The organism is Azospirillum sp. A1-3, from assembly GCF_023806445.1.
Classification (GTDB): Bacteria; Pseudomonadota; Alphaproteobacteria; order Azospirillales; family Azospirillaceae; genus Azospirillum.
Genome location: NZ_JAMSLU010000002.1, coordinates 251,057 through 271,104 on the forward strand (window position 1 = coordinate 251,057; position 20,048 = coordinate 271,104).

The 20,048-nt window shown below is 65.4% G+C and carries 23 protein-coding genes; 12 read left to right on the forward strand and 11 right to left on the reverse strand.

The window, feature by feature from the left end; translation table 11 throughout:
• Window positions 1–57 precede the first annotated feature (57 nt).
• The 6 genes from M5E06_RS14515 (at window position 58) to M5E06_RS14540 (ending at window position 4,622) form a co-directional block, all read left to right on the forward strand.
• Window positions 58–1,128, forward strand: a complete 1,071-nt coding sequence (locus M5E06_RS14515) for a CobW family GTP-binding protein (protein ID WP_252138760.1) — start codon at window positions 58–60, stop codon at window positions 1,126–1,128.
• A gap of 37 nt (window positions 1,129–1,165) precedes the next feature.
• Window positions 1,166–1,888, forward strand: coding sequence for a nitrile hydratase subunit beta (nthB, locus tag M5E06_RS14520; protein WP_252138761.1), 723 nt, complete (start codon window positions 1,166–1,168; stop codon window positions 1,886–1,888).
• Window positions 1,889–1,903: 15 nt separating this feature from the next.
• Entirely contained in the window at window positions 1,904–2,524 is a 621-nt protein-coding gene (gene nthA / locus M5E06_RS14525) for a nitrile hydratase subunit alpha (RefSeq protein ID WP_149272633.1), read from the forward strand.
• Between the two features lie 26 nt (window positions 2,525–2,550).
• Window positions 2,551–2,907, forward strand: a complete 357-nt coding sequence (locus M5E06_RS14530; protein ID WP_252138762.1) for a nitrile hydratase accessory protein — start codon at window positions 2,551–2,553, stop codon at window positions 2,905–2,907.
• A 29-nt stretch (window positions 2,908–2,936) separates the two neighbouring features.
• Window positions 2,937–3,593: an energy-coupling factor ABC transporter permease gene (locus M5E06_RS14535; RefSeq protein WP_252138763.1), complete on the forward strand. Its 657-nt coding sequence runs from the start codon at window positions 2,937–2,939 to the stop codon at window positions 3,591–3,593.
• Window positions 3,594–3,662: 69 nt separating this feature from the next.
• Entirely contained in the window at window positions 3,663–4,622 is a 960-nt protein-coding gene (locus M5E06_RS14540) for a GlxA family transcriptional regulator (protein ID WP_252138764.1), read from the forward strand.
• Window positions 4,623–4,683: 61 nt separating this feature from the next.
• Here M5E06_RS14540 and M5E06_RS14545 read toward each other — a convergent pair whose 3' ends face one another.
• Window positions 4,684–5,652 (reverse strand): GlxA family transcriptional regulator, encoded by a 969-nt coding sequence (locus M5E06_RS14545; protein ID WP_252138765.1) that lies wholly within the window; start codon window positions 5,650–5,652, stop codon window positions 4,684–4,686.
• 222 nt (window positions 5,653–5,874) lie between these two features.
• Between M5E06_RS14545 and M5E06_RS14550 the strand changes: the two genes are divergently transcribed.
• Window positions 5,875–6,516 carry an HD domain-containing protein gene (locus M5E06_RS14550; RefSeq protein WP_252138766.1) on the forward strand — a complete coding sequence of 214 codons (642 nt, stop codon included), beginning with the start codon at window positions 5,875–5,877 and terminating at the stop codon, window positions 6,514–6,516.
• A gap of 162 nt (window positions 6,517–6,678) precedes the next feature.
• Here the strand turns inward: M5E06_RS14550 and pdxR are convergent, their stop codons facing one another.
• Window positions 6,679–8,106 (reverse strand): MocR-like pyridoxine biosynthesis transcription factor PdxR, encoded by a 1,428-nt coding sequence (gene pdxR / locus M5E06_RS14555; RefSeq protein ID WP_252138767.1) that lies wholly within the window; start codon window positions 8,104–8,106, stop codon window positions 6,679–6,681.
• Between the two features lie 75 nt (window positions 8,107–8,181).
• On the opposite strand from pdxR, the gene M5E06_RS14560 reads away from it, so the two are divergent.
• The 4 genes from M5E06_RS14560 to M5E06_RS14575 all read left to right on the forward strand — a co-directional run bounded on the left by M5E06_RS14560 (window position 8,182) and on the right by M5E06_RS14575 (window position 10,708).
• Window positions 8,182–8,601, forward strand: coding sequence for a cupin domain-containing protein (locus M5E06_RS14560; RefSeq protein ID WP_252138768.1), 420 nt, complete (start codon window positions 8,182–8,184; stop codon window positions 8,599–8,601).
• Between the two features lie 17 nt (window positions 8,602–8,618).
• The gene (locus tag M5E06_RS14565; RefSeq protein ID WP_252138769.1) at window positions 8,619–9,074 is read left to right on the forward strand and encodes a carboxymuconolactone decarboxylase family protein; all 456 of its coding nucleotides are present in this window, start codon (window positions 8,619–8,621) and stop codon (window positions 9,072–9,074) included.
• Window positions 9,075–9,123: 49 nt separating this feature from the next.
• Window positions 9,124–9,768: an HD domain-containing protein gene (locus M5E06_RS14570; protein ID WP_252138770.1), complete on the forward strand. Its 645-nt coding sequence runs from the start codon at window positions 9,124–9,126 to the stop codon at window positions 9,766–9,768.
• Between the two features lie 220 nt (window positions 9,769–9,988).
• Window positions 9,989–10,708, forward strand: a complete 720-nt coding sequence (locus M5E06_RS14575) for an SDR family oxidoreductase (protein ID WP_109075382.1) — start codon at window positions 9,989–9,991, stop codon at window positions 10,706–10,708.
• A gap of 74 nt (window positions 10,709–10,782) precedes the next feature.
• On the opposite strand, the gene M5E06_RS14580 is transcribed toward M5E06_RS14575, so the two are convergent.
• Window positions 10,783–11,388: a hypothetical protein gene (locus tag M5E06_RS14580; RefSeq protein WP_252138771.1), complete on the reverse strand. Its 606-nt coding sequence runs from the start codon at window positions 11,386–11,388 to the stop codon at window positions 10,783–10,785.
• Window positions 11,389–11,647: 259 nt separating this feature from the next.
• Between M5E06_RS14580 and M5E06_RS14585 the strand changes: the two genes are divergently transcribed.
• Window positions 11,648–12,847, forward strand: coding sequence for an IS256 family transposase (locus M5E06_RS14585; protein ID WP_252136941.1), 1,200 nt, complete (start codon window positions 11,648–11,650; stop codon window positions 12,845–12,847).
• Here the strand turns inward: M5E06_RS14585 and M5E06_RS14590 are convergent.
• The 8 genes from M5E06_RS14590 to M5E06_RS14625 all read right to left on the reverse strand — a co-directional run bounded on the left by M5E06_RS14590 (window position 12,775) and on the right by M5E06_RS14625 (window position 19,973).
• Window positions 12,775–13,773, reverse strand: a complete 999-nt coding sequence (locus M5E06_RS14590) for an IS5 family transposase (RefSeq protein WP_252138772.1) — start codon at window positions 13,771–13,773, stop codon at window positions 12,775–12,777. The genes M5E06_RS14585 and M5E06_RS14590 overlap by 73 nt on opposite strands.
• 234 nt (window positions 13,774–14,007) lie before the next feature.
• Complete coding sequence (locus M5E06_RS14595; RefSeq protein WP_252138773.1) at window positions 14,008–14,178, reverse strand: hypothetical protein; 171 nt, start codon at window positions 14,176–14,178, stop codon at window positions 14,008–14,010.
• Window positions 14,179–14,546: 368 nt separating this feature from the next.
• Window positions 14,547–15,458, reverse strand: coding sequence for a branched-chain amino acid ABC transporter permease (locus tag M5E06_RS14600; protein WP_252139351.1), 912 nt, complete (start codon window positions 15,456–15,458; stop codon window positions 14,547–14,549).
• Window positions 15,459–15,519: 61 nt separating this feature from the next.
• Window positions 15,520–16,407 carry a branched-chain amino acid ABC transporter permease gene (locus M5E06_RS14605; protein WP_252138774.1) on the reverse strand — a complete coding sequence of 296 codons (888 nt, stop codon included), beginning with the start codon at window positions 16,405–16,407 and terminating at the stop codon, window positions 15,520–15,522.
• An 18-nt stretch (window positions 16,408–16,425) separates the two neighbouring features.
• Entirely contained in the window at window positions 16,426–17,148 is a 723-nt protein-coding gene (locus M5E06_RS14610; protein WP_252138775.1) for an ABC transporter ATP-binding protein, read from the reverse strand.
• Window positions 17,141–17,896: an ABC transporter ATP-binding protein gene (locus M5E06_RS14615; protein ID WP_252138776.1), complete on the reverse strand. Its 756-nt coding sequence runs from the start codon at window positions 17,894–17,896 to the stop codon at window positions 17,141–17,143. The genes M5E06_RS14610 and M5E06_RS14615 overlap by 8 nt, the downstream gene beginning before the upstream one ends.
• 73 nt (window positions 17,897–17,969) lie before the next feature.
• Window positions 17,970–19,196: an ABC transporter substrate-binding protein gene (locus M5E06_RS14620; protein ID WP_252138777.1), complete on the reverse strand. Its 1,227-nt coding sequence runs from the start codon at window positions 19,194–19,196 to the stop codon at window positions 17,970–17,972.
• 42 nt (window positions 19,197–19,238) lie between these two features.
• Complete coding sequence (locus tag M5E06_RS14625; protein WP_252138778.1) at window positions 19,239–19,973, reverse strand: enoyl-CoA hydratase/isomerase family protein; 735 nt, start codon at window positions 19,971–19,973, stop codon at window positions 19,239–19,241.
• Window positions 19,974–20,048 lie beyond the last annotated feature (75 nt).

A 20,048-nucleotide genomic window follows, 5' to 3' on the forward strand; every position in this document is an offset into this window, starting at 1 on the left:
GCTTTGTCCGGAATTGCCCGCTGCCACATGTTGAGTCAGCGGAAGGTATGCGGTGCAATGTATACCACGGGCGCCGAAGCAGATCGGCCAATCCCCTTGGCACGCTGCAAGACCAAGGCCGCCCTTCGCAACCTGAAGCAACGGAGCATCGCCATGCGACCGATTCCGGTGACCGTGCTGACCGGATTTCTCGGGGCCGGCAAGACGACCCTGCTCAACCGCATCCTGGCCGAACACGGGGGAGAGCGAACCGCCGTCATTGTCAACGAATATGGCGAACTCGGCATCGATGGACTGCTGGTGACGGCGACGAGCGAGACGGTTGTTGAGCTCAACAATGGTTGTGTTTGCTGCATCGTCCGCGGCGATCTGATCGAAGCGCTGATGAGGTTGGTCGAGGATGAGTGCGGGTTCAATCGGGTGGTGATCGAGACGAGCGGCCTCGCCGATCCGGCACCCGTCATCCAGTCCTTCGTGTTGGACGACGGGCTGCGCCGCCGCTTCGCGCTCGATGCCATCGTCACCGTGGCCGATGCCCGTCACCTGCCCTTGCAACTCGGCCACGACGAGGCACGCGAACAGATTGCCTTCGCCGACGTGATCCTGCTGAACAAGATCGATTTGGAGCCCACCGCGGCACTCGACTCCGTGGAGCGCGATATCCGCCGGCTCAACCCCTTGGCCCGCATCCACCGGACCGAAGCGTGTGCCCTGCCTCTCTCCCAGATCCTTGGGATCGGTGCCTTCGATCTTGCGAACATCCTGCGTCTCGACCCGGGTATCCTTGAGGACCATGAGCACGAGCACGATGCCGACATCAGCTGTGTGGCCTTGCGCGAGGCCGGGAGGCTCGACCCGGCGGCGGTTGACCGCTGGCTCAACCAGCTCGTCCAGGACAAGGGGCGCGACCTGCTGCGCGCCAAGGGCGTTCTCAATCTCGACAGACAGGGGCGGCGCTTCGTCTTCCACAGCGTCCACATGACGTTGGACGGGCGGCCAAGCCGACCGTGGAGACCCGTCGAAGAACGCCTGAACCAACTCGTCTTCATCGGCCGCCACCTTGATGCCGGAGCGCTTCTGGAGGGGCTCCGCGGCTGCAAGGTCCGGGTGGACGATCCTGTTCTCTGATGTTTCCGATTCCGTTCCCCATCTCAGGAACAGCCCAATGAAGCTACAACATTATCTCGGGGGCCTGGAAGGCTTGGGCCCCATCACGGTCGAAACACGTGTGTTCGTGGAGGAGTGGGAAAAGCGCATCTTCGGCATTCACACGGCCATGATGGCGCTCAGCCCGCAGTTGCCCTTCCGCACCACGCCGAGCGCTTTTCACACCGTTTGGACCTGGGCTCATCTGCGCACCGGCGCGGAAGGCCTGAACCCCTTCGATTACTTCAAGTACCGGTACTACGAGAAGTGGCTTGGCGGCATTTGCGGCTACCTGATCGACAACGGCTACATCACGGTCGAGGAGCTGGACGCACGCACGGCCGAGTATCTTGCCGAACCGGACAAGCCGCTGCCGCAGGGCGGCGCGCCGGAGATCGACCGGCGCGTCGAACGCTATCTGGCAGAAGGGGACTCGCCAAAGCGCGACGTCGCGGTCGGGCCCGACTTCCAGGAAGGCGATACCGTTACCGTCAGGAATGTGCCGACGGTCGACCACACCCGCCTGCCCGGCTTTTTGCGAAACCACAGCGGCGTGGTCGAGACGGTCTATCCGGGAGCCTACGGCTATCTGACCGATACCGGGACCGACGGCGTCGGCGCACCGATGGCGGTCTATTGCGTGCGCTTCGAGGCCGAGGAGCTGTGGCCCGGCAACACGGAGCCGAACGTCACGCTTTACGCCGATCTTTATGCCGCCTATGTCGCCAAACCTGCCGCCTGACCGGAGTCGTCGAGAATGACCGATCGTTTCCACCATCCCGATGACCGCGAAGCCCGGAGCGCCGCGCGCGTCCGCGCCCTCGAAGCACTGCTCATCGAAAAGGGCATCATTACCAGTAAGACCGTAGACACGGTGCTGGATGTTTTCGAGACGAAGATGGGTCCGTTCAACGGCGCCAGGATCGTTGCCCGGGCGTGGGTCGATCCGGCCTTCAAAAAGCGGCTGATCGAGGATGCGCCGGCTGCCATCGCCGAGATGACGGACCTGCCGGAAGGCATGGCTGGTGCCGAGGGTGAACACATGCGCGCCGTGGCGAATGGCGAGGGCGTTCACAATCTGGTCATTTGCACGCTCTGCTCCTGCTACCCCTGGCCGGTGCTGGGGCTGCCACCCTACTGGTACAAGGATCCGACCTTCCGCAGCCGCGCTGCTCGCGAGCCGCGTGCCGTGCTGAAGGAGTTCGGGCTGGCTGTTCCCGAAAGCACGGAGGTCAAGGTCTGGGACAGCAGCGCGCAGATCCGCTGGTTCGTCATTCCCGAACGCCCCGCCGGGACCGAGGGCATGAGCGAAAGCGAACTCGCCGCCCTGGTCACACCGGAAGCCATGATGGGCGTGGCGGTGGCGACGTCCCCCTGACCCCCGAACTGGCAGGAGAAACGGGCATGTTGACCCGCTTCGAACATTTCGCCCTGACCAGCATGGTCGGGGCCGAGGACTCCCCACCCCGTACCAACGGCTCTCTCTGTTTTGCGGAGGAGTGGGAGCGGTCGGCCTTCGGGGTGGCGCTCGCCCTGGCGCGGGACGGTCATTTCGAATGGGAGGATTTCCGCCAAAACCTGATCGCCGCCATCGGCGACTGGGAACGGGTGCAGTCCGCCGACGCCCCCTCGTGGAACTACTATGACCAGTGGTTGAGCGCCCTGGAGGCGACAATCCTCCAATCCGGCCTCGCCACGCTGGACGAGCTGTCGGCCCGCATGGCCGCAGCCCTCGCGCCCGCTGACACGCAATCCGCCTGAATCCCCCATCCAGACATCGGGAGACGTCCATGCATATCGAACCCGGCATGCTGTCCGCCGCCAAGATCGTCGGCGCCGATGCCGCCGTACTCAGCCTTCTCGCCACGCATGTTCCGGCCTTCCTGCGCCGACCGCAGGAATGGATCAAAGCACTCCTGGCGGCCGCCTTCTTCTCGGTCCTCATGGAGGTCTGGCATCAGCCGGTTGGTCCATCGGAGCTGCACTTCATCGGCGCCTCCGCCATCTATTTCGTCTTCGGCTTCCGGGCGACGCTGTTCGGGTTCGGCATCGGCCTTGCGCTGCAGGGACTGCTTTTCGAACCCCAGGATCTTGTGCATCTCGCCGTGAACTCGCTGTCGCTGATGGTGCCGCTGGTCGCCGCTCACACCATGGGCGGAAAGCGCCTGCTGGAATCCGGCGGGTTGACCTCGATCCGCTGGGCGTCGGTCCTGCGCTTCGATGCCGTCTACTACAGCGGTGTGGTCGCCATGGTCGGCTTCTGGCTGATGTTGGGCGAGGAGGCAACGCCGTTCGTGGACTGGGTGGTTTTCGCCGCCGCCTATCTACCCGTCGTGCTGTGCGAGCCGGCAATCAGTTGCGGACTGCTTCGGGCGCTGGGCCGGTTGGACGCCGGTAATCCGCTGCTTCGCGTCACCACGCTCCGCAGCCCTGCCCTTGCCCGATAATTGGCATAACCGAATACGATCGGGCGGCCGGGACAATTCGGCCGCCCGACTGCAGGACGAGCATTCTTCATGCGAATTGTGCTTCTCGCCCCTCCCGGGGTTCAGGCGCTGGATGTGGTGGGTCCGGCGGAGGTGTTCTGGGAGGCGGCGCGCCGTCTCGGTGATCCGAATGCCTACGAGGTGCAGGTGATGGGCACTGCGGAGGGGCCGGTTTGCGGGACCGGCAGCCTGCGGTTCCTGGCCGATCGTTCCATCCACGATCCGGATCAGCCGATCGACACGTTGCTGATCGCCGGTGACCCGTCGTTCAAGGCCGTCGATCCGGCGGTGATTGACTGGCTCAGGCGTCGCGCGCCGCAAGCCCGCCGCTACGGCTCGATCTGCACGGGGGTGTTCCTTCTGGCAGCGACCGGGCTGCTGGATGGCCGGCGCGTCACCACCCATTGGGAATGCGCCGACAAGCTTCGCACCGATTTTCCAGCCCTGACCGTTGATCCGGACCAGATCTTCATTCGCGACGGCAAGGTCTGTACTGCCGCCGGCGTCACGTCGGGCATCGACCTGGCGCTGTCCCTCCTGGAGGAGGATCACGGGCGGGATCTGGCCCTGCTGGTCGCCCGCTACATGGTGATGTTCCTGAAGCGGCCCGGCGGGCAGTCGCAATTCAGCGCCCATCTCGCTGCACAAGCATCGAGCCGGACCGGAATCCAGAAGATCCAGGAGTATGTGCTGGACAACCTTTCCGGCGATTTGTCCGTGGACGCCTTGGCCGCCCACGCCGGTATGAGTCCGCGGAATTTTGCCCGGGTGTTCAAGCGCGACGTCGGTCACCCGCCTGCTGAGTTCGTTGAAGCCGCGCGGCTCGACGCGGCACGCCGGATGCTGGTCGATACCTCCACGCCGCTTCAGCGAATCGCCTACATTTGCGGTTTCGGTGACGCCGGTACCATGAGGCGTGTATTCGTCCGCACTCTCGGCACCACTCCGGCTGACTACCGGAAGCGTTTTCGCACAACGACAGCCTCCTGATCCATGGGATGATGGGGCGAGGCGGCCATCCTGGATGCCGCGGCGACAGCGGGGGAACCCCTTATTGTCCCCGGCGAAAGCTTGCCCGGTATTGGGCGGGCGAGACTCCAAGATTTTCGCTGAACACGATGCGCATCCGGTCAGCCGTGCCGAAGCCGCAGTCGTGCGCCACCGCCTTGAGCGGGCTGTCGGTTGCCTCCAGCAGCATGCGGGCGGCGTCGATCCGGGCGCCCTGGACGAAGTCGTGCGGCGTGATGCCGGTTTCCTGCACGAAGTGGCGGGCAAGATTGCGGGAACTCATGCCCACCTTGTCGGCGAGCGACTGAAGCGTATGGCGCTTCCCCAGGTTGGCCATGACATGGTCCCGGATGCGCGCGCTGACCGACGCCGGGTCGGCCGGCACAGTCAGATAGGGGCTGAACTGCGACTGCCCTCCTTGGCGTTGGGCCACCACCACCAGCCGTTTCGCGACCGTTAGGGCAACGCCGACCCCGTGGCGCTGGGCCACGAGCGCCAGTGCGAGATCGATGCCTGCGGTCACGCCGGCGGATGTGACCAGCCGCCCATCACGAACATAAATGCGGTCCGGCTCCACCTTGGCGGCAGGAAAGTGCTCGGCGAGTGCCTGCGCATTCTGCCAGTGGGTGGTCACAGTGTGACCGTCGAGCAGCCCGGCACAGCCGAGCGCGAATGCTCCCGTGCAGATGGAGCCATAGACCTCCGCCCGCTCCGGTGCCGAGCGGAGCCAATCGGTAAGCCGCGCGTCCGGACCGGCGTCGGGCAAATGGGGTCCGCCAGCGACCAGCAGGATGTCGAAGCCCCCGGATACGTCCTCGAAGCTCATGTCCGCCAGCATCTGCATCCGGTTCGATGCGCGCAACGGCTTCCGGTCGGCGGCGATGAGGACCGTTTCGTACCGGTCCCCGACCGGAACGTAAGTGTTGGCTTCAGCGAAAACGTCGATGGGTCCGGCGACGTCCAGCGCCTGGACGCCCTCATGGATCACGATCGCAACCTTTTGAACAGCCACCGCCGCTCCAGTCGTTACTGGCACGAACCGACGTGCCATTGTCCTGATCTATAGGTCAGCCGGCATTGCGGTGTCGAGCCATGATTGGCAGAAGTAAATCGGCGGTCGCGCCGTTGACTGTATTCTCATCCGGCATGAGCCGCCCTCTCGATCGTAACGGTAAAGTCCTCCGCATGTGAATACACAGCGAGGAAATCCAAATTCCTTTCATGGAGTGCAATCATGTCCGAAGTCATCGCCGGAATCACCATTCCCGACAGTGAGATTGCCCGCGCGGCGACCCAGCTTGTCCGCGATACGGAGGATGACCTGCTGTACAATCACAGCCGGCGGGTGTTCCTCTGGGGGTCGCTCACCGGCAACCGCCGTGGACTAGCCTACGACGCCGAACTGCTCTATGTGGGCGCGATGTTCCACGATATGGGGCTGACCGACCGCTATTCGAGCACCGATCTCCGGTTCGAAGTCGACGGTGCGAATGCAGCCCGCGAATTCCTCAAGGGGTATGGCGTCGCCGAACGCGACATCGAGGATGTCTGGACTGCGATCGCGCTCCACACCACGCCGGGCATCCCCGAGCACATGCGGCCCACGGTCGCCCTGGTGACGGCCGGTGTGGAGATGGACGTGCTGGGGATCGCCTATCACGATTTCACGCATGAGCAACGCCATCACGTCTGCGCCCATCATCCGCGCGACGCCGACTTCAAGGAAAACATCATCGATCACTTCGCCCAGGGCATCACCAGGAAACCTCAGACCACCTTCGGCAATGTAAAGGCGGATGTTCTCGCGCTGAAGAAGCCGGGATTCCAGCGGACGAACTTCTGTTCGATGATCCTCAATTCGGCGTGGCCGACCTGATCGGCTTTCCGAGATCCGCCCAGGCCATCCACCTGAACGGCGGCACTGGTCCCAGTCGGCGCCGCCGTTCAGCTTTCTTTTGCCCAACCACAGCCGGACGGGCCCGGGGCTTGTGGTGCCGGGGCGCGGGCCTTCTGTACTCGCTCCGGAGCGTCCATCTCCTCACTTGAACCGCCGGACCGTTTCCAGGAGCCGGTCGCAGGATCGAGCAAGATTTTTGGTCGGTGCCGTGGCGACACCCAGCAGAAGCCCGGACACGGCGTCGTCCGGCGGCGCATACCAGGGCGAAAGCGGTGCGGGAAACATGCCGAACGTCAAGGCTTCGCGCGCGATGGCGACATCCGGCGTTCCCTTCGGCAATCTGAGCAGCACCGCCAAACCGGGAGCGGCAACAAGCTCCGCGCCGACGGAGGCGTGAAGACAATCCAGAACCGCCTGCCGCTTGGCCGCATAGGCGCGCTTAGTGCGCCGGAGGTGGCGCATGTAATGTCCTTCGCGGATGAACTCGGCGGTCGCGATTTGTACCGCGGGTCCAGGCGGCGGTGCCAGGCATGCCGCCACCTCGGCGAAGCGGGAGACCAACGCGACCGGGGCGACCACGAAGCCCAATCGGAGGGTCGGGCTGATCGTCTTGCTGAACGAGCCGATGTGGATGACGCGCCCGCCCCGATCGAGCGAGGCGAGCGCCGGTGCCGCCCTTCCCGCCAATTGCAGTTCGCTCAGATAATCGTCCTCGATCACCCAGACCCGGTTCGCGTCCGCCCATTCAAGGAGGCGAAGGCGCCGCTCCAGCGACAAGGTCGACCCGAGCGGCGCCTGCTGTCCGGGGGTCACGACGATGAGCTTCGCGTCGGGATGATGCCGCAGCCCATGATCGACGTCGATTCCGTCCGCATCGACAGGAATCGGGACCACCGCCAAACCTGCGAGTTCAAGCCCTTTCCTCGTCCATGGAAAGCCTGGGTTTTCGAACCAGGCCGACTGCCCACCCAAGCCGAGCACGCTGAGACCCAGCCCCAGTCCTGCGCCGAACCCCCCGGTGACGATGACCTGCGACGGCGAGCAGCTGATGCCGCGAGCGACGGCCAGATAGGCGGCGATCTCCCGCCTCAACTCATGCTCGCCGCGGGGGTCGGGATATGACGGGGGAACGCTCGCCTCGGCACGGATGGCATTCGCGCGAATGCGCGCGAACAAGGTTGCCGGAAAGGTCTCGGCCGCCGGCACGCCCATCTGAAAGAACGCAGGCCCCCGCGTCATTTCCAGGTAGGTCTCCAGGAACGACCCTGCGTCCGGCGGCGGTTCGCGCCTTGTGGCGGTGCGCGGGCGTTGGGCGACGCGCGTGCCCATGGCGCGCGAGGCTTCGATCAGCTGGGCGGCGGCGAGATTCTCGTAGGCGGTCCGCACCGTTCCGCGCGCAACGCCGAGCTGGGCCGCAAGATCCTGCCAGGACGGCAGCCGTGCGCCGGGTTCCAGCACGCCGTCTTCGATGGCTTTGGCAACCCCCCTCCGGATCTGCTCCGACAGGGAGGCCTTGGCCGAACGGTCGAGAGTCAGGTCGAGCGGCTTGTTCATGCCGTCATGGTACATGATTTCATCACGTTCTTGGGCCTTTTTGCTGGCTCAGAAAAGCCGCATCTTCAGATGCGTCACAGGAGAAAGCCCATGAAGAACCGCATCATTGCCCCTGCTGTCATGGCCGTGCTCGTTGCGACCTTCGCCGGTCCTGCCCCGGCTCACGACACTCAAACCGAAACGGTGACGGCCAAGTTCGATCAGGCCATTGCCAACATTCCGGGCAAGTCGCTCCGCGTGGTCGAAGTGGAGTACGCGCCCGGTGCCGCTTCCCTGCCGCACACCCACGCGAAGTCCGCCTTCATCTACGCCTACGTGCTGTCCGGCGAGATCGAGTCGAGGGTGAACGTCGGTGAAACCCGCCTCTACAAGGCGGGTGAGGGCTGGTCCGAAGCGCCGGGCGCGGTCCATTCCGTCAGCCGCAACGCCAGCAAGACCACGCCGGCGAAGCTGCTTGCCGTCTTTGTCGTCGATTCCGGCGAGAACAAGCTCACCTTCCCCGTCAAGTGAAAGAAGGAACCTGACCAATGACCAACAGGCTCGACTACAATCAAATCGCCCCCAACGGCGCAAAGGCGCTGGGTGGTGTCTATGGCTATGTCATGCAGAGCGGTCTGCCCGGAGAGCTGGTGGATCTCGTCTATCTGCGGGTTTCACAGATCAACAACTGTGCCTTCTGCCTCGACATGCACACGCGCGAACTCATCAAAAGAGGCGTGAAGGTCGAGAAGCTCGCGCTGGTGCAGGCCTGGAAGGAAGGCGGTCCTCTCTTCAGCCGGACCGAGCGCGCCGCCCTGGCCTGGGCCGAGAACGTGACGCTCGTTGCCGAGACCGGCGTTCCGGACGACGCCTACAACGCTGCACGGGAGGTGTTCGACGAGAAACAGCTCGTCGACCTGACGATCGCGATCAGCCTGATGAACAGCTACAATCGCATGGCCATCAGCTTCCGCAACACGCCGCAGGCCGTTCTGGAGAGCTGAACACGCCACGACTCCGATGCAAGGCCCAGCTTGGGAAGGAGTACAGACCATGGTGGCCAATGACATTTCGGATGTGAGAATTCCCGACAGCAAACTGGCCCGTGAGGTGACCCGGTTCATCCGGGACACGGAGAGCGATCTGCTCTTCCATCATTCGGTCCGGGTTTATTTCTGGGGAGCCATCGCGGGAACGCGACGGCACATGAGTTTCGATCCGGAGCTGCTCTATACGGCCTCCATGTTCCATGACATCGGCCTCACCGCGACCTACAAGAACAGCCAGCTGCGGTTCGAAGTGGACGGCGCCAACGCCGCGCGGGATTTCCTGCGGGCGCAGGGGATTTCGGACGGTGACATCGAAACGGTTTGGAACGCCGTTGCCCTTCACACGACGCCCGGCATCCCGGAATTCATGCGTCCGGAGATCGCGCTGGTGCAGGCGGGCGCCGGTATGGACGTTGCCGGCCGCGGCTACGACCAGTTTACGGATGACGAACGTGACGCCGTCATCGCAGCCTTCCCCCGCGAAGCCGACTTCAAGCACGGGATCATCGACGCTTTCTATGAGGGCATGAAGCACCGCCCCAACAGCACCTTCGGTACCTTCAACGACGATTTCCTGGCGGCGAAGGATTCGGCGTTCCAGCGGGTGGATATGTGCAGCGTCATCCTCGCATCACCCTGGGCGCGCTGACCGAAGCAAGAAGCCGCGGAGCGCCGGCATCCCGGAACAGAACAGAGTCCCGGTCAGGCAACCATCCCAGGGCCACCTGTTGAAGCCCCTGCCGTGACTGACGCGGACAGGGCATCCACCAACCTGAAAGCACCCTTGGCGGCGAATTGCCGCCGGCCGGGTCACGCCACGGGCCGTGAAGGCGCGCACCGTGGCGGCACAACATGAAAGATCGAACACCATGATTCAGCGGACCTTTCTCGTCACCGGTGCCACCAAGGGCATTGGGCGGGCTCTGGCCACACGCCTTGCCGCCAACGGGCATCGGGTCGTCGGTATCGCCCGGGGCAGCGACCCGAGCTTTCCCGGAACGCTGGTGTCCATCGACCTCAGCGACAGCCAACGCGCGGCCGCGGCGCTCGCCGAACTGGCCGAGCGATTCTCCTTCGACGGCGTGGTCAACAACGTCGGCCTGGTCCGGTTGCACCAGCTCGGCTCCATCGAACTGACCGACGTGGATGAGATCCTTCGCGTCAACCTGCACCCGACGCTTCTGACCGTGCAGGCGCTGCTGCCGACGCTGCGCGCCAAGGGCTGGGGCCGCATCGTCAACCTGTCCAGCCTGACCGTGCTCGGCGTCGCCCAGCGCACCGCATACGCCGCGGCAAAGGCGGCGGTCGGCAGCTTCACCCGCACCTGGGCACTGGAATTGGCCGAGACCGGCATCACCGTCAACGCAGTGGCGCCCGGCCCGACCGAGACCGAGCTTTTCCGCCAGAATACCCCGGCCGGCAGCGAGGCGGAGCGCCGCTTCCTCTCGCTCATTCCCATGAAGCGCCTCGGACAGCCGGACGAGATTGCAGCGGCGATCGCTTTTCTCCTCTCCGAAGAGGCCAGCTACATCACCGGGCAGACGCTGTTTGTCGACGGTGGTGGCTCAATCGGTAAAGCGCTGCCCTGACCCGCGTGCCTGTGTCCGGATCGCCCTGATTCCGTCACGTCGGGGGGCGGGAGCCTCTACGGATTGGCCAAGTGTCAGGTCTTGTCCTCGGGAGGGTGAAGCAAGCCCTGCTCTCGGGCCCGGTCGAGGAGGGCTTTGACGCTCGATGGCGCCCAGGTCCGGGCGCCGGTTTTGGTCGGGATGCCCTGACGCTCCAACTGGCGGCCGATGCGGGCGAGCGTCGGCTTCTCTCCATCGGCCGCGTTGTGGATGGTCGCAACCAGCTCCACCAGCCGCCTGTCCTGCGCCACCGCCTTCTTGGAGCGCCGTGGTGCGGGCTTCAACAGGCCCGGATCAGCAAGGCCGTCGCCGACCAGGCGGCGGACGGCCCGGATCAGCGCGTCGCGCGTCCAGGGGGCCGGGTTGTCGCCCGGGCGCTTCTTCACCGCGTTGTTAAGCACGTCGACGACACGGTCCCAAGGGTGCGCCGGCCGCAGCCGCTCGACGACCGGGAGAAACTCCCCGGCGCCTGCAGCGACCCGCTCGCTGAGCCGGTCGTCCCGGGCGCGGGCCACACGGCGCCGGGCGAGCGGGTCCTTGGCGATCAGCCCCGGGTTGCCCGGCTGCTTGCCGATCGCCTTGGCGGCCCGCACACTGGCCTTCGTCGGTTCCGTTGCAAAGTTTGCGGGCGTGCTTTGCAACGGAACCCGCCGAATTGCCTCCTATATTCATCTACTCGCCGGTGCCCCTGCACGAGGGAACTCAGTGGTTGTTCGTGGACGTCATACGGGGGTGGCCGGTCGTGCCCCACGGGGTGGTGTAGGAGCTGTGGGGAACCGGCCCGCCGCAGCGCCCTCCCATGGCTGGCGTAGGCGGGCCGGTTATCCACAGCGGGCGGTCATCGTGGTTCTTCGGTAGAGTCTGGTCACCACAACACAACCTCGACCGAGGGTGACCACGATGACCGACGAGATGATGGCGCTTCGCGCGATGCTTGAGAAGGGCGCGGATGCCGATGTTCTGCGTGAGATGATCGGCTTCGCCGCCGAACGGCTGATGGAACTGGAGGTGCAGGGCCTGACCGGGGCCGGTCATGGCGAGCGGTCTGCCGAGCGGCTCGTCCAGCGTAACGGCTACCGGGATCGCGACTGGGAGACCCGCGCCGGCACTGTTGAGTTGCGCATTCCCAAGCTGCGCAAGGGGTCTTACTTCCCCGGCTTTTTGGAGCCGCGGCGGATGGCCGAGAAGGCGCTCACCGCGGTGATCCAGGAGGCCTACATCCAGGGCATCTCGACCCGCTCGGTCGACGATCTGGTCCAGGCCATGGGGATGTCGGGCATCTCCAAGAGCCAGGTCAGCCGGCTGTGCGAGGAGATCGACGAACGGGTGAAGACCTTTCTTGGCCGTCCCATCGAAGGCGATTGGCCCTACCTGTGGCTGGACGCCACCTACGTGAAGGTCCGCCAGAACGGGCGCATCGTCTCGGTGGCCGTCACCATCGCGGTGGCGGTCAACACCGACGGCCGCCGCGAGGTCCTGGGCATGGACATCGGCCCGTCGGAGGCCGAGACCTTCTGGATCGAGTTCCTGCGCAAGCTAAAACGCCGGGGGCTGAGCGGCGTCAAGCTGGTGATCTCCGACGCCCATGGCGGCATCAAGGCGGCGGTCACCCGCGTCTTCCAGGCGACGTGGCAAAGGTGCCGGGTGCATTTCTCCAGGACCGCGCTTGCCCATGCCGGCAAAAGCGGCCGGCGCGTCGTGGCGGCCTTCATCGCCACTGCTTTCGCACAGGACGATGCGGCATCCGCCCGAACGCAGTGGCGGCAAGTGGCTGATCAGGTCCGTCCAAAGCTGCCGAAGCTAGCCGACCTGATGGACGAGGCGGAGGAAGACGTCCTGGCCTTCATGACCTTTCCCAAGGAGCATCGGGCCAAGCTCCACTCGACAAACCCGATTGAACGTCTCAACGGCGAGATCAAGCGACGCACCGAGGTTGTCGGCATATTTCCGAACGAGGAGGCGATTACGCGCCTCATTGGTGCCATCCTCTTGGAACAGAACGACGAATGGGCTGTCCAGAGGGCGCGCTACATGACGCTGGAAACCATCGCCCCACTCGGCGATGATCCCCTCGTCAGCCTGCCCGCTGTGGCCGCCTGACAATCCCGGCCAGACCACCCGGAGACCATGAGCGCCTCTCCGCTCCTACACCACGGCCAGGGACACGATCGGGTGGCCTGGGTGACGAGCCGCTGCAGGCGGCGTGAGAGGATCGAAATGAAGGCGATCTCGATGAAAGCGACGAGGTGCTCCTTTGTCCGCTCGACAACGGTGTTCAATCGTCGGTAGCGGCTTAGCCATCCAAACGAGCGCTCCACGACCCAGGCTATTTCGGTGGGAATGAACACGCCGTTGCGGCCTCGGGCGATCGGCTGAATGGTGATGCCAAGCGCCTCCCCGGCTTTGGCCAGGCGCTGGCCACGATAGCCGAGGTCGCCAATGGCCGGGCCCTGGAAACCGCGGCCAGCGATCTCCCGCAGGACCGGGACGATGCCCTTGGTGTCGTGCACATTGGCCGGCGCTGCATCGATCGCCAGCGGAATGCCGTACTTCTCGACGGCAATATGGACCTTCACGCCGCGGATCTTCTTGCCGCCGTCCACGCCCCGCGCGAAGCAGCTCGGGGCCGACGGGCAGGTTCGGCTGTCGATCACCACCGTGCTCGGCTCGGCCGTATCGCCGCAGGCCTGCCGCCAAGTGCGGCGTAGCCGGTCGAGCAAACGGCGCCATAGCCCCAATCGGGTCCAGCGGGCAAACAGAGTGTACAGTGTGCCGAAGGGGATGCCGGAGAGCTGGCCGATGGCCCGCCATTGCATGCCGCAGAAGCACACGCACCACACCGCCATGATCGCCTTGCGCAAGGTGGCGCCGGCAAGCGCTGGCTTCGAGCCGGATCGTGTTGTCCGCGTCCTCTCCGCCGCCATGGTTGTCAACTCCGTCAGCACCTCATCCACAAAGGCATCGACATTCGAGAACGCGTCCCAGGAGGCGGGCGTGGTGCTTGCGGGACGAACGGCGCTGCCCATAGACTGCTGACCCGAGGCTGTTGACGACGCTCACAGCCCTACCAGATGGGCCACCCGGCGCAACACCCCTGTTCATCTTAAAGTAGCATCCCGCCCAGCACCGGCCAGGACGCGCCCGTCACGAACAAGCTCTCAATCTGCTGGAGGGCATAAAAATCGAACTGTACGAGGATCGCCGCTCCTTCGGCGGCTGACGGCGGATCGGGAAGGAGCAAAGACGACCATGTCCACACCTCAGGTAACCTCCGGCGCCACGCTGAAATGCAGTTTCGACGCCGTGCCCTTGTCCTTCGTCGTGTAGCCGACCAACCGCGTGACCGTCGGCGTCCTGCCGGCCGCGAGCATCATGGACCACACGCCGCTGCTAAATGCGCTGCCGTTCGGCCTTTGCTCCAGCGACGCCAATCCCGAGGATCGCCACGACGATGGCGGCGTTCGGCACGCCGACGCCCGCTCCCTGCATCCCCGCCACAGCCACGCCCTAGACACCCGGCGCGAAGACCGTCACCGTGGGCGGCCTGCTGGCGCTGGACTGCGGTTGCAAGCTGCTGTGCAACTGGCTGAGCGAGATTAGCGTGATGGAACCGGCGCAGATGACGGTGAGGGTGCCCTGAACGCCGGGGCGGGCATCGTCCCGTAAACCGCGGCTACGGCAACCGGCGCCGGCCGGATCGGCGTTGTGCGATGTGTGTCGGCCGCGGGCGTCACAGCCCGATCGGGAACACCCTATCCGTCGGCCAGCCCAGGCGTGGCGCGGCATCTGACGGAGCCGTTCATTTCGGCCGGTTTTTGAACCGGGCCAACAGCTCGCCGACGATGCCGCGGCGGAAGAGCAGGACGCAGACGACGAAGATGCAGCCGATGACAACCGGCACCGGCAGGCTGGTGGCGGCGAGGTAGCTTTCCAGCGTCACCACCAGCCCGGCACCGACCACCGGCCCGAACAGCGTGCCCATGCCGCCCAAGAGCGTCATCAGCACCACCTCGCCCGACATCTGCCACGTCACGTCGGTCAGGCTGGCAAGCTGGAACACCAGCGCCTTGGTCCCGCCGGCCAGCCCGGCCAGCGAGGCCGACAGCACGAAGGCCACCAGCTTGTAGCGGTCGGTGCGGTAGCCGAGCGACACCGCGCGCGGCTCGTTCTCGCGGATCGCCTTCAGCACCTGGCCGAAGGGCGAATGCACCGTTCGCCAGATCAGGGCGAAGCCGGCGACAAAGATCGCTAGCACGGCGTAGTACATGGTCAGCGGCTGGCTGAGGTCGAACAGCCCGAACAGCAGGCCGCGCGGCACGCCCTGGATGCCGTCCTCGCCATGGGTGAAGGGCAGCTGCAGCGCCAGGAAGAACACCATCTGCGACAGCGCCAGCGTGATCATGGCGAAATAGATGCCCTGCCGGCGGATGGCGATCAGGCCGAAGACCAGCCCCAGCAGCCCGGCCACCACGGTGGCGGCAAGCAGCCCGAACTCCGGCGCCCAGCCCCATTCCTTCACCACATGCGCGGCGATGTAGGCTGCCCCGCCGAAGAAGGCGGCATGGCCGAAGCTGAGCAGGCCGGCGAAGCCGATCAGCAGGTTGAAGGCGCAGGCGAACAGTGCGAAGCACAGCACCTTCATCAGGAACACGGGATACAGGACATAGGGTGCCGCAAGCGCGAGCAGCAGCAGGACGGCGGCGATCAGCATCGTGCCGATGGCCGGACCTCGAACCGCGACGCGGGTGGAATTGCTGGCGACGGTCATTGGATCAACGCTCCCGTCCGAAGAGGCCCGCGGGCTTGATGAGAAGGACGATCGCCATCACGACGAACACGACGATGTTGGACGCTTCGGGATAGAAGACCTTGGTCAACCCCTCCAGCAGCCCCAGCCCGAGGCCGGTGACGATGGCGCCAAGGATCGATCCCATGCCGCCGATCACCACCACGGCGAAGACGATGATGATCAGGTTGGTCCCCATCAGCGGCGACACCTGATAGATCGGTGCCGCCAGCACGCCGGCCAGACCGGCCAGCGCCACGCCGAAGCCGTAGGTCAGCGACACCATCACCGGCACGTTGATGCCGAAGGCCTGCACCAGCGTCGGGTTCTCCGTCGCCGCGCGCAGATAGGCGCCCAGCTTGGTCCGCTCGATGGCGAACCAGGTGCCGAAACAGATGGTCAGCGAAGCGATGACGACCCAGGCGCGGTAGTTGGGCAGGAACATGAAGCCCAGATTCTGTCCGCCCTGAAGGGCTGCGGGAATCGGATAGGGCTGGCCGGAGACGCCGTACTGATGGCGGAACGCCCCTTCCAGGATCAGCGCCAGACCGAAGGTCAGCAGCAGGCCATAGAGATGGTCGAGCTTGTAGAGCCGCGACAGCATCGTCTTCTCCAGCACGATGCCGAGCAGCCCGACCACCAGCGGGGCCAGCACCAGCGCGCCCCAGTAACCGACCCCAACAGAGGTCAGCAGCAGCCACGCCACGAAGGCGCCGACCATGTAGAGCGCGCCATGGGCGAAGTTGATGACGTTCAACATGCCGAAGATCACCGCCAGCCCGAGGCTGAGCAGCGCATAGAAGGAACCATTGATCAGGCCGAGCAGAAGCTGGCCGAACAGGACTTGCGGCGGAATGCCGAGCAGTTGGGACATCGGGCGTCTCTCTCCCGCTCACACGCCGAGATAGGTGTGGAGCTTGTCCATGTTGGCGTCGAGCTGGTCGTTGGGGATCATGTCCACCACATGGCCCTCCTCCATCACGTAATGGCGGTCGGCGATGGTGGCGGCGAAGCGGAAGTTCTGTTCCACCAGCACGATGGTGAAGCCGCGTGCCTTGAGCGCCCGCACGGCGACGCCGATCTGCTCGATGATGACCGGGGCCAGACCCTCGGTCGGCTCATCCAGCAGGATCAGGGTGGCGCCGGTGCGCAGGATGCGGGCAATCGCCAGCATCTGCTGCTCGCCGCCCGACAGGCGTGTTCCTTGCGTCGAGCCGCGGCCCTTCAGGTTGGGGAACAGGTCGTAGATCTGCGGCACCGTCATGCCGCCCTCCTTGACCACCGGCGGCAGCGTCAGGTTCTCGTCCACGCTGAGCGAGGAGAAGATGCCGCGCTCCTCCGGCACATAGCCGATGCCAAGGCGGGGGATCTTGTGCTGGGCCATGCCGATCAGCTCGGTGCCCTGGAAGCGGATGGAGCCGGTGCGCTTGCCCATGATCCCCATGATGGCGCGCATGGTGGAGGTCTTGCCGGCGCCGTTGCGGCCCAGCAGCGTCACCACCTCGCCCTGGCGCACCTCCAGGCTGACGCCGTGCAGCACATGGCTTTCGCCGTAGTAGCCGTGCAGGTCGGCGATCTCCAGCATGGCGGTTTTGGTGTGCATCCCGTCAGGCATGTCCGGTCCCCATATAAGCTTCCATCACCTGCGGGTCCTTGGAGACGACCTCGTACGGCCCCTCCGCCAGGATTTCGCCGCGGCGCAGCACGGTGATGGTGTCCGACAGGTGGGCGACGACCGACAGGTTGTGCTCCACCATCAGCACGGTGCGGTCGGCGGCGACCCGCTTGATCAGCGCGGCGGTGCCTTCGATGTCCTCATGGCCCATGCCGGCCAGCGGCTCGTCGAGCAGCATCACCTCCGGGTCGAGCGCCAGGGTGGTGGCGATCTCCAGCGCGCGCTTGCGGCCATAGGGCAGCTCGGCGGCGGTGTGGCCGGCCCAGGGGGTGAGGTTGACCGCCTCGATCAGTTCCAGCGCCCGGTCGTGCAGGTCGTAGAGCGACGACTCGGACTTCCAGAAATGGAAGCTGGTGCCGAGCGGCCGCTGGAGCGCGACGCGGACATTCTCCAGCACGCTGAGATGCGGGAAGACCGCCGAGATCTGGAAGGAGCGCACCAGCCCCATCAGCGCGATGTCGGCCGGCTTGGTGCGGGTGATGTCGCGGCCCTTGTAGAGGATCTGGCCGCGCGTGGGCGTTAGGAACTTGGTCAGCAGGTTAAACACCGTGCTCTTGCCGGCGCCGTTCGGGCCGATCAGCGCATGGATGGTGCCGCGGCGAACCTGCAGGTTCACCTCCTTCACCGCCATGAACCCCTTAAACTCCTTCGTCAGGTTGCGCGCTTCCAGGATGATGTCGTCACTCATCGGCACCTCCGTCACCTCCCTCCCGTTCCCGCGCCGTGCCGGCAGCCGGCACGGCGCCATCAGCCCGCCATCCTCAGCCCTTGATCAGGGGACACTTGCTTTCGGACAGCGGCAGGAAGGCGTCGTCGCCGGGGATGGTGCTGAGGATTTTGTAATAGTCCCACCGGCCCTTGGACTCGGCGGGGCTCTTAACCTCGACGAGTTGCATGTCGTGGACCATGCGACCGTCGGCGCGGACCTTGCCGTTGCGGGCAAACATGTCCTCGACGGGCATGCTCTTCAGTTGGTTGACCACCGTCAGACCCTTGTCGGTGCCGGCAGCATCGATGGCCTTCAGGTAGTTCAGCACCGCCGAATAGACGCCGGCTTGGGCCATTGTCGGCATCTTGCCCTCGTGCCGCTGGCCGAAGTGTCGGGCGAATTCCCGTGTCCGGTCGTCGGTGTCCCAATACCAGCCGGTGGTGATGACCATCCCCTTGGTCACCTCGAGGCCGAGGCTGTCGATGTCGGTCAGAAAGACGAGCATGCCGACCATCTTCTGGCCGCCCTGGGTCAGTCCGAACTCGTTGGCCTGCTTCACCGCGTTCACGAAGTCACCCCCGGCGTTGGCGAGCGCCACCACCTGCGCGCCCGACGCCTGCGCCTGAAGCAGGAAAGACGAGAAGTCCGGCGTCGCGACCGGCGCCCGCACCGCACCCAGAACCGCGCCGCCGGTCTTCTTGACCGCGTTCGCCGTGTTGGTCTCCAGGCTGCGGCCGAAGGTGTAGTCGGCGGTGATGAAGAACCACGATTTGTTGCCCTGCCGGGTCAGGGCACGGCCGGCGCCGTTGGCGAGGGCGTAGGTGTCGTAGGTCCAGTGTACGCCGGTCGGCGAGCACTTCTCGTTTGTGAGATCGGTGCTGCCGGCGGTGGAGTTCAGATGAACCCGGCCTTTCTCGCGCGTCACCTCCTGCACCGCCAGCGCCGCGGCGGAGTTGCCGACGTCGACGATCACGTCGACCTGCTCCCGGTCGATCCACTGGCGGGAGATGCTGGCGGCAATGTCGGCCTTGTTCTGATGGTCGGCATGGACGACCTGGACCGGTGCGCCTTTGACCTTGCCGCCGAAATCCTCGACGGCCATCTGCGCGGCGACCACCGAACCGCGCCCGGCGAGGTCCGCGTAGATGCCGGTCATGTCGTCGAGCACGGCGATCTTCACGACATCGTCAGAAATCTGCGCCTGGGCCGTGCCGATCGGAGCCCCGGCAACAGTGACTGTGGCCATGCCCGCGAGCAGGGCCGTCTTGAGCGTCTTCATGCGTTTATCCTCCCGGTTCTTGTGCTGTTTTGAGGGAAAGGCTCAGGCCCCGGCGGCGTCGCGCAGTAGGCGGCCGAGCAGGAACTGGTCGCTGTCGCCATGGGCCAGGCGCGTCTGGTCGGTCTGGGCGTCGATGGCACGCTTGGTCATGCGCAAGATCAGTGGCGGGACCGTTGCCGCGTCATGGGCCAGCCGCAGGCTGTCCGAGACCACGGCGCGGTCCTCGGCGACGAGGTCGGCGAGGCCCCAGTCGAGCGCCAGCCCCGAGTCGACACGCAAATCGGTGAACAGCAGCCGCTTTGCCCGCGCCGGGCCGACCAGCGACACCAGACGCGGGAGGCCGCCCCAGGCGAGGGTGAAGCCGAGCCGGGCTTCCGGCAGGCGCAGATGTGCGCCGCGCCCGAAAACCCGCCAGTCCAACGCCATCGCCAGTACCCCCCCGCCGCCGATCGCCGGCCCTTCGACGGCGGCGATGGTGAGTTGGGGCAGCGCCGCCCAGGCGTCGCATAGGATCCGGCCGCGCTCGATGGCGGCATGCTGCTCCAGGACATCCCCGCCGGTCGGCCAGAGCTGCGGATCGGACAGGTCGATTCCGCCGGAAAACACCGCGGCGGTGCCGGTCAGCACCACCGCCCGCACGGTGGTATCGGCGCGCAGGTGGCGGGCCGCGTCCGTCAACTCTGTCATCGCCGCCGCACTCAAGGCATTGGCCCGTCCACCACGGTCGTAGCGGACCAGTGCCACCCCGTCCGACCGCTCAACCGAAACAAAGTTCATCTCGCTTAACCCCCCTCTCCTCCCGAGCCTACGGCCATCCGAGCCGGCCTTTATGACGTAACATTCTACTGAGTA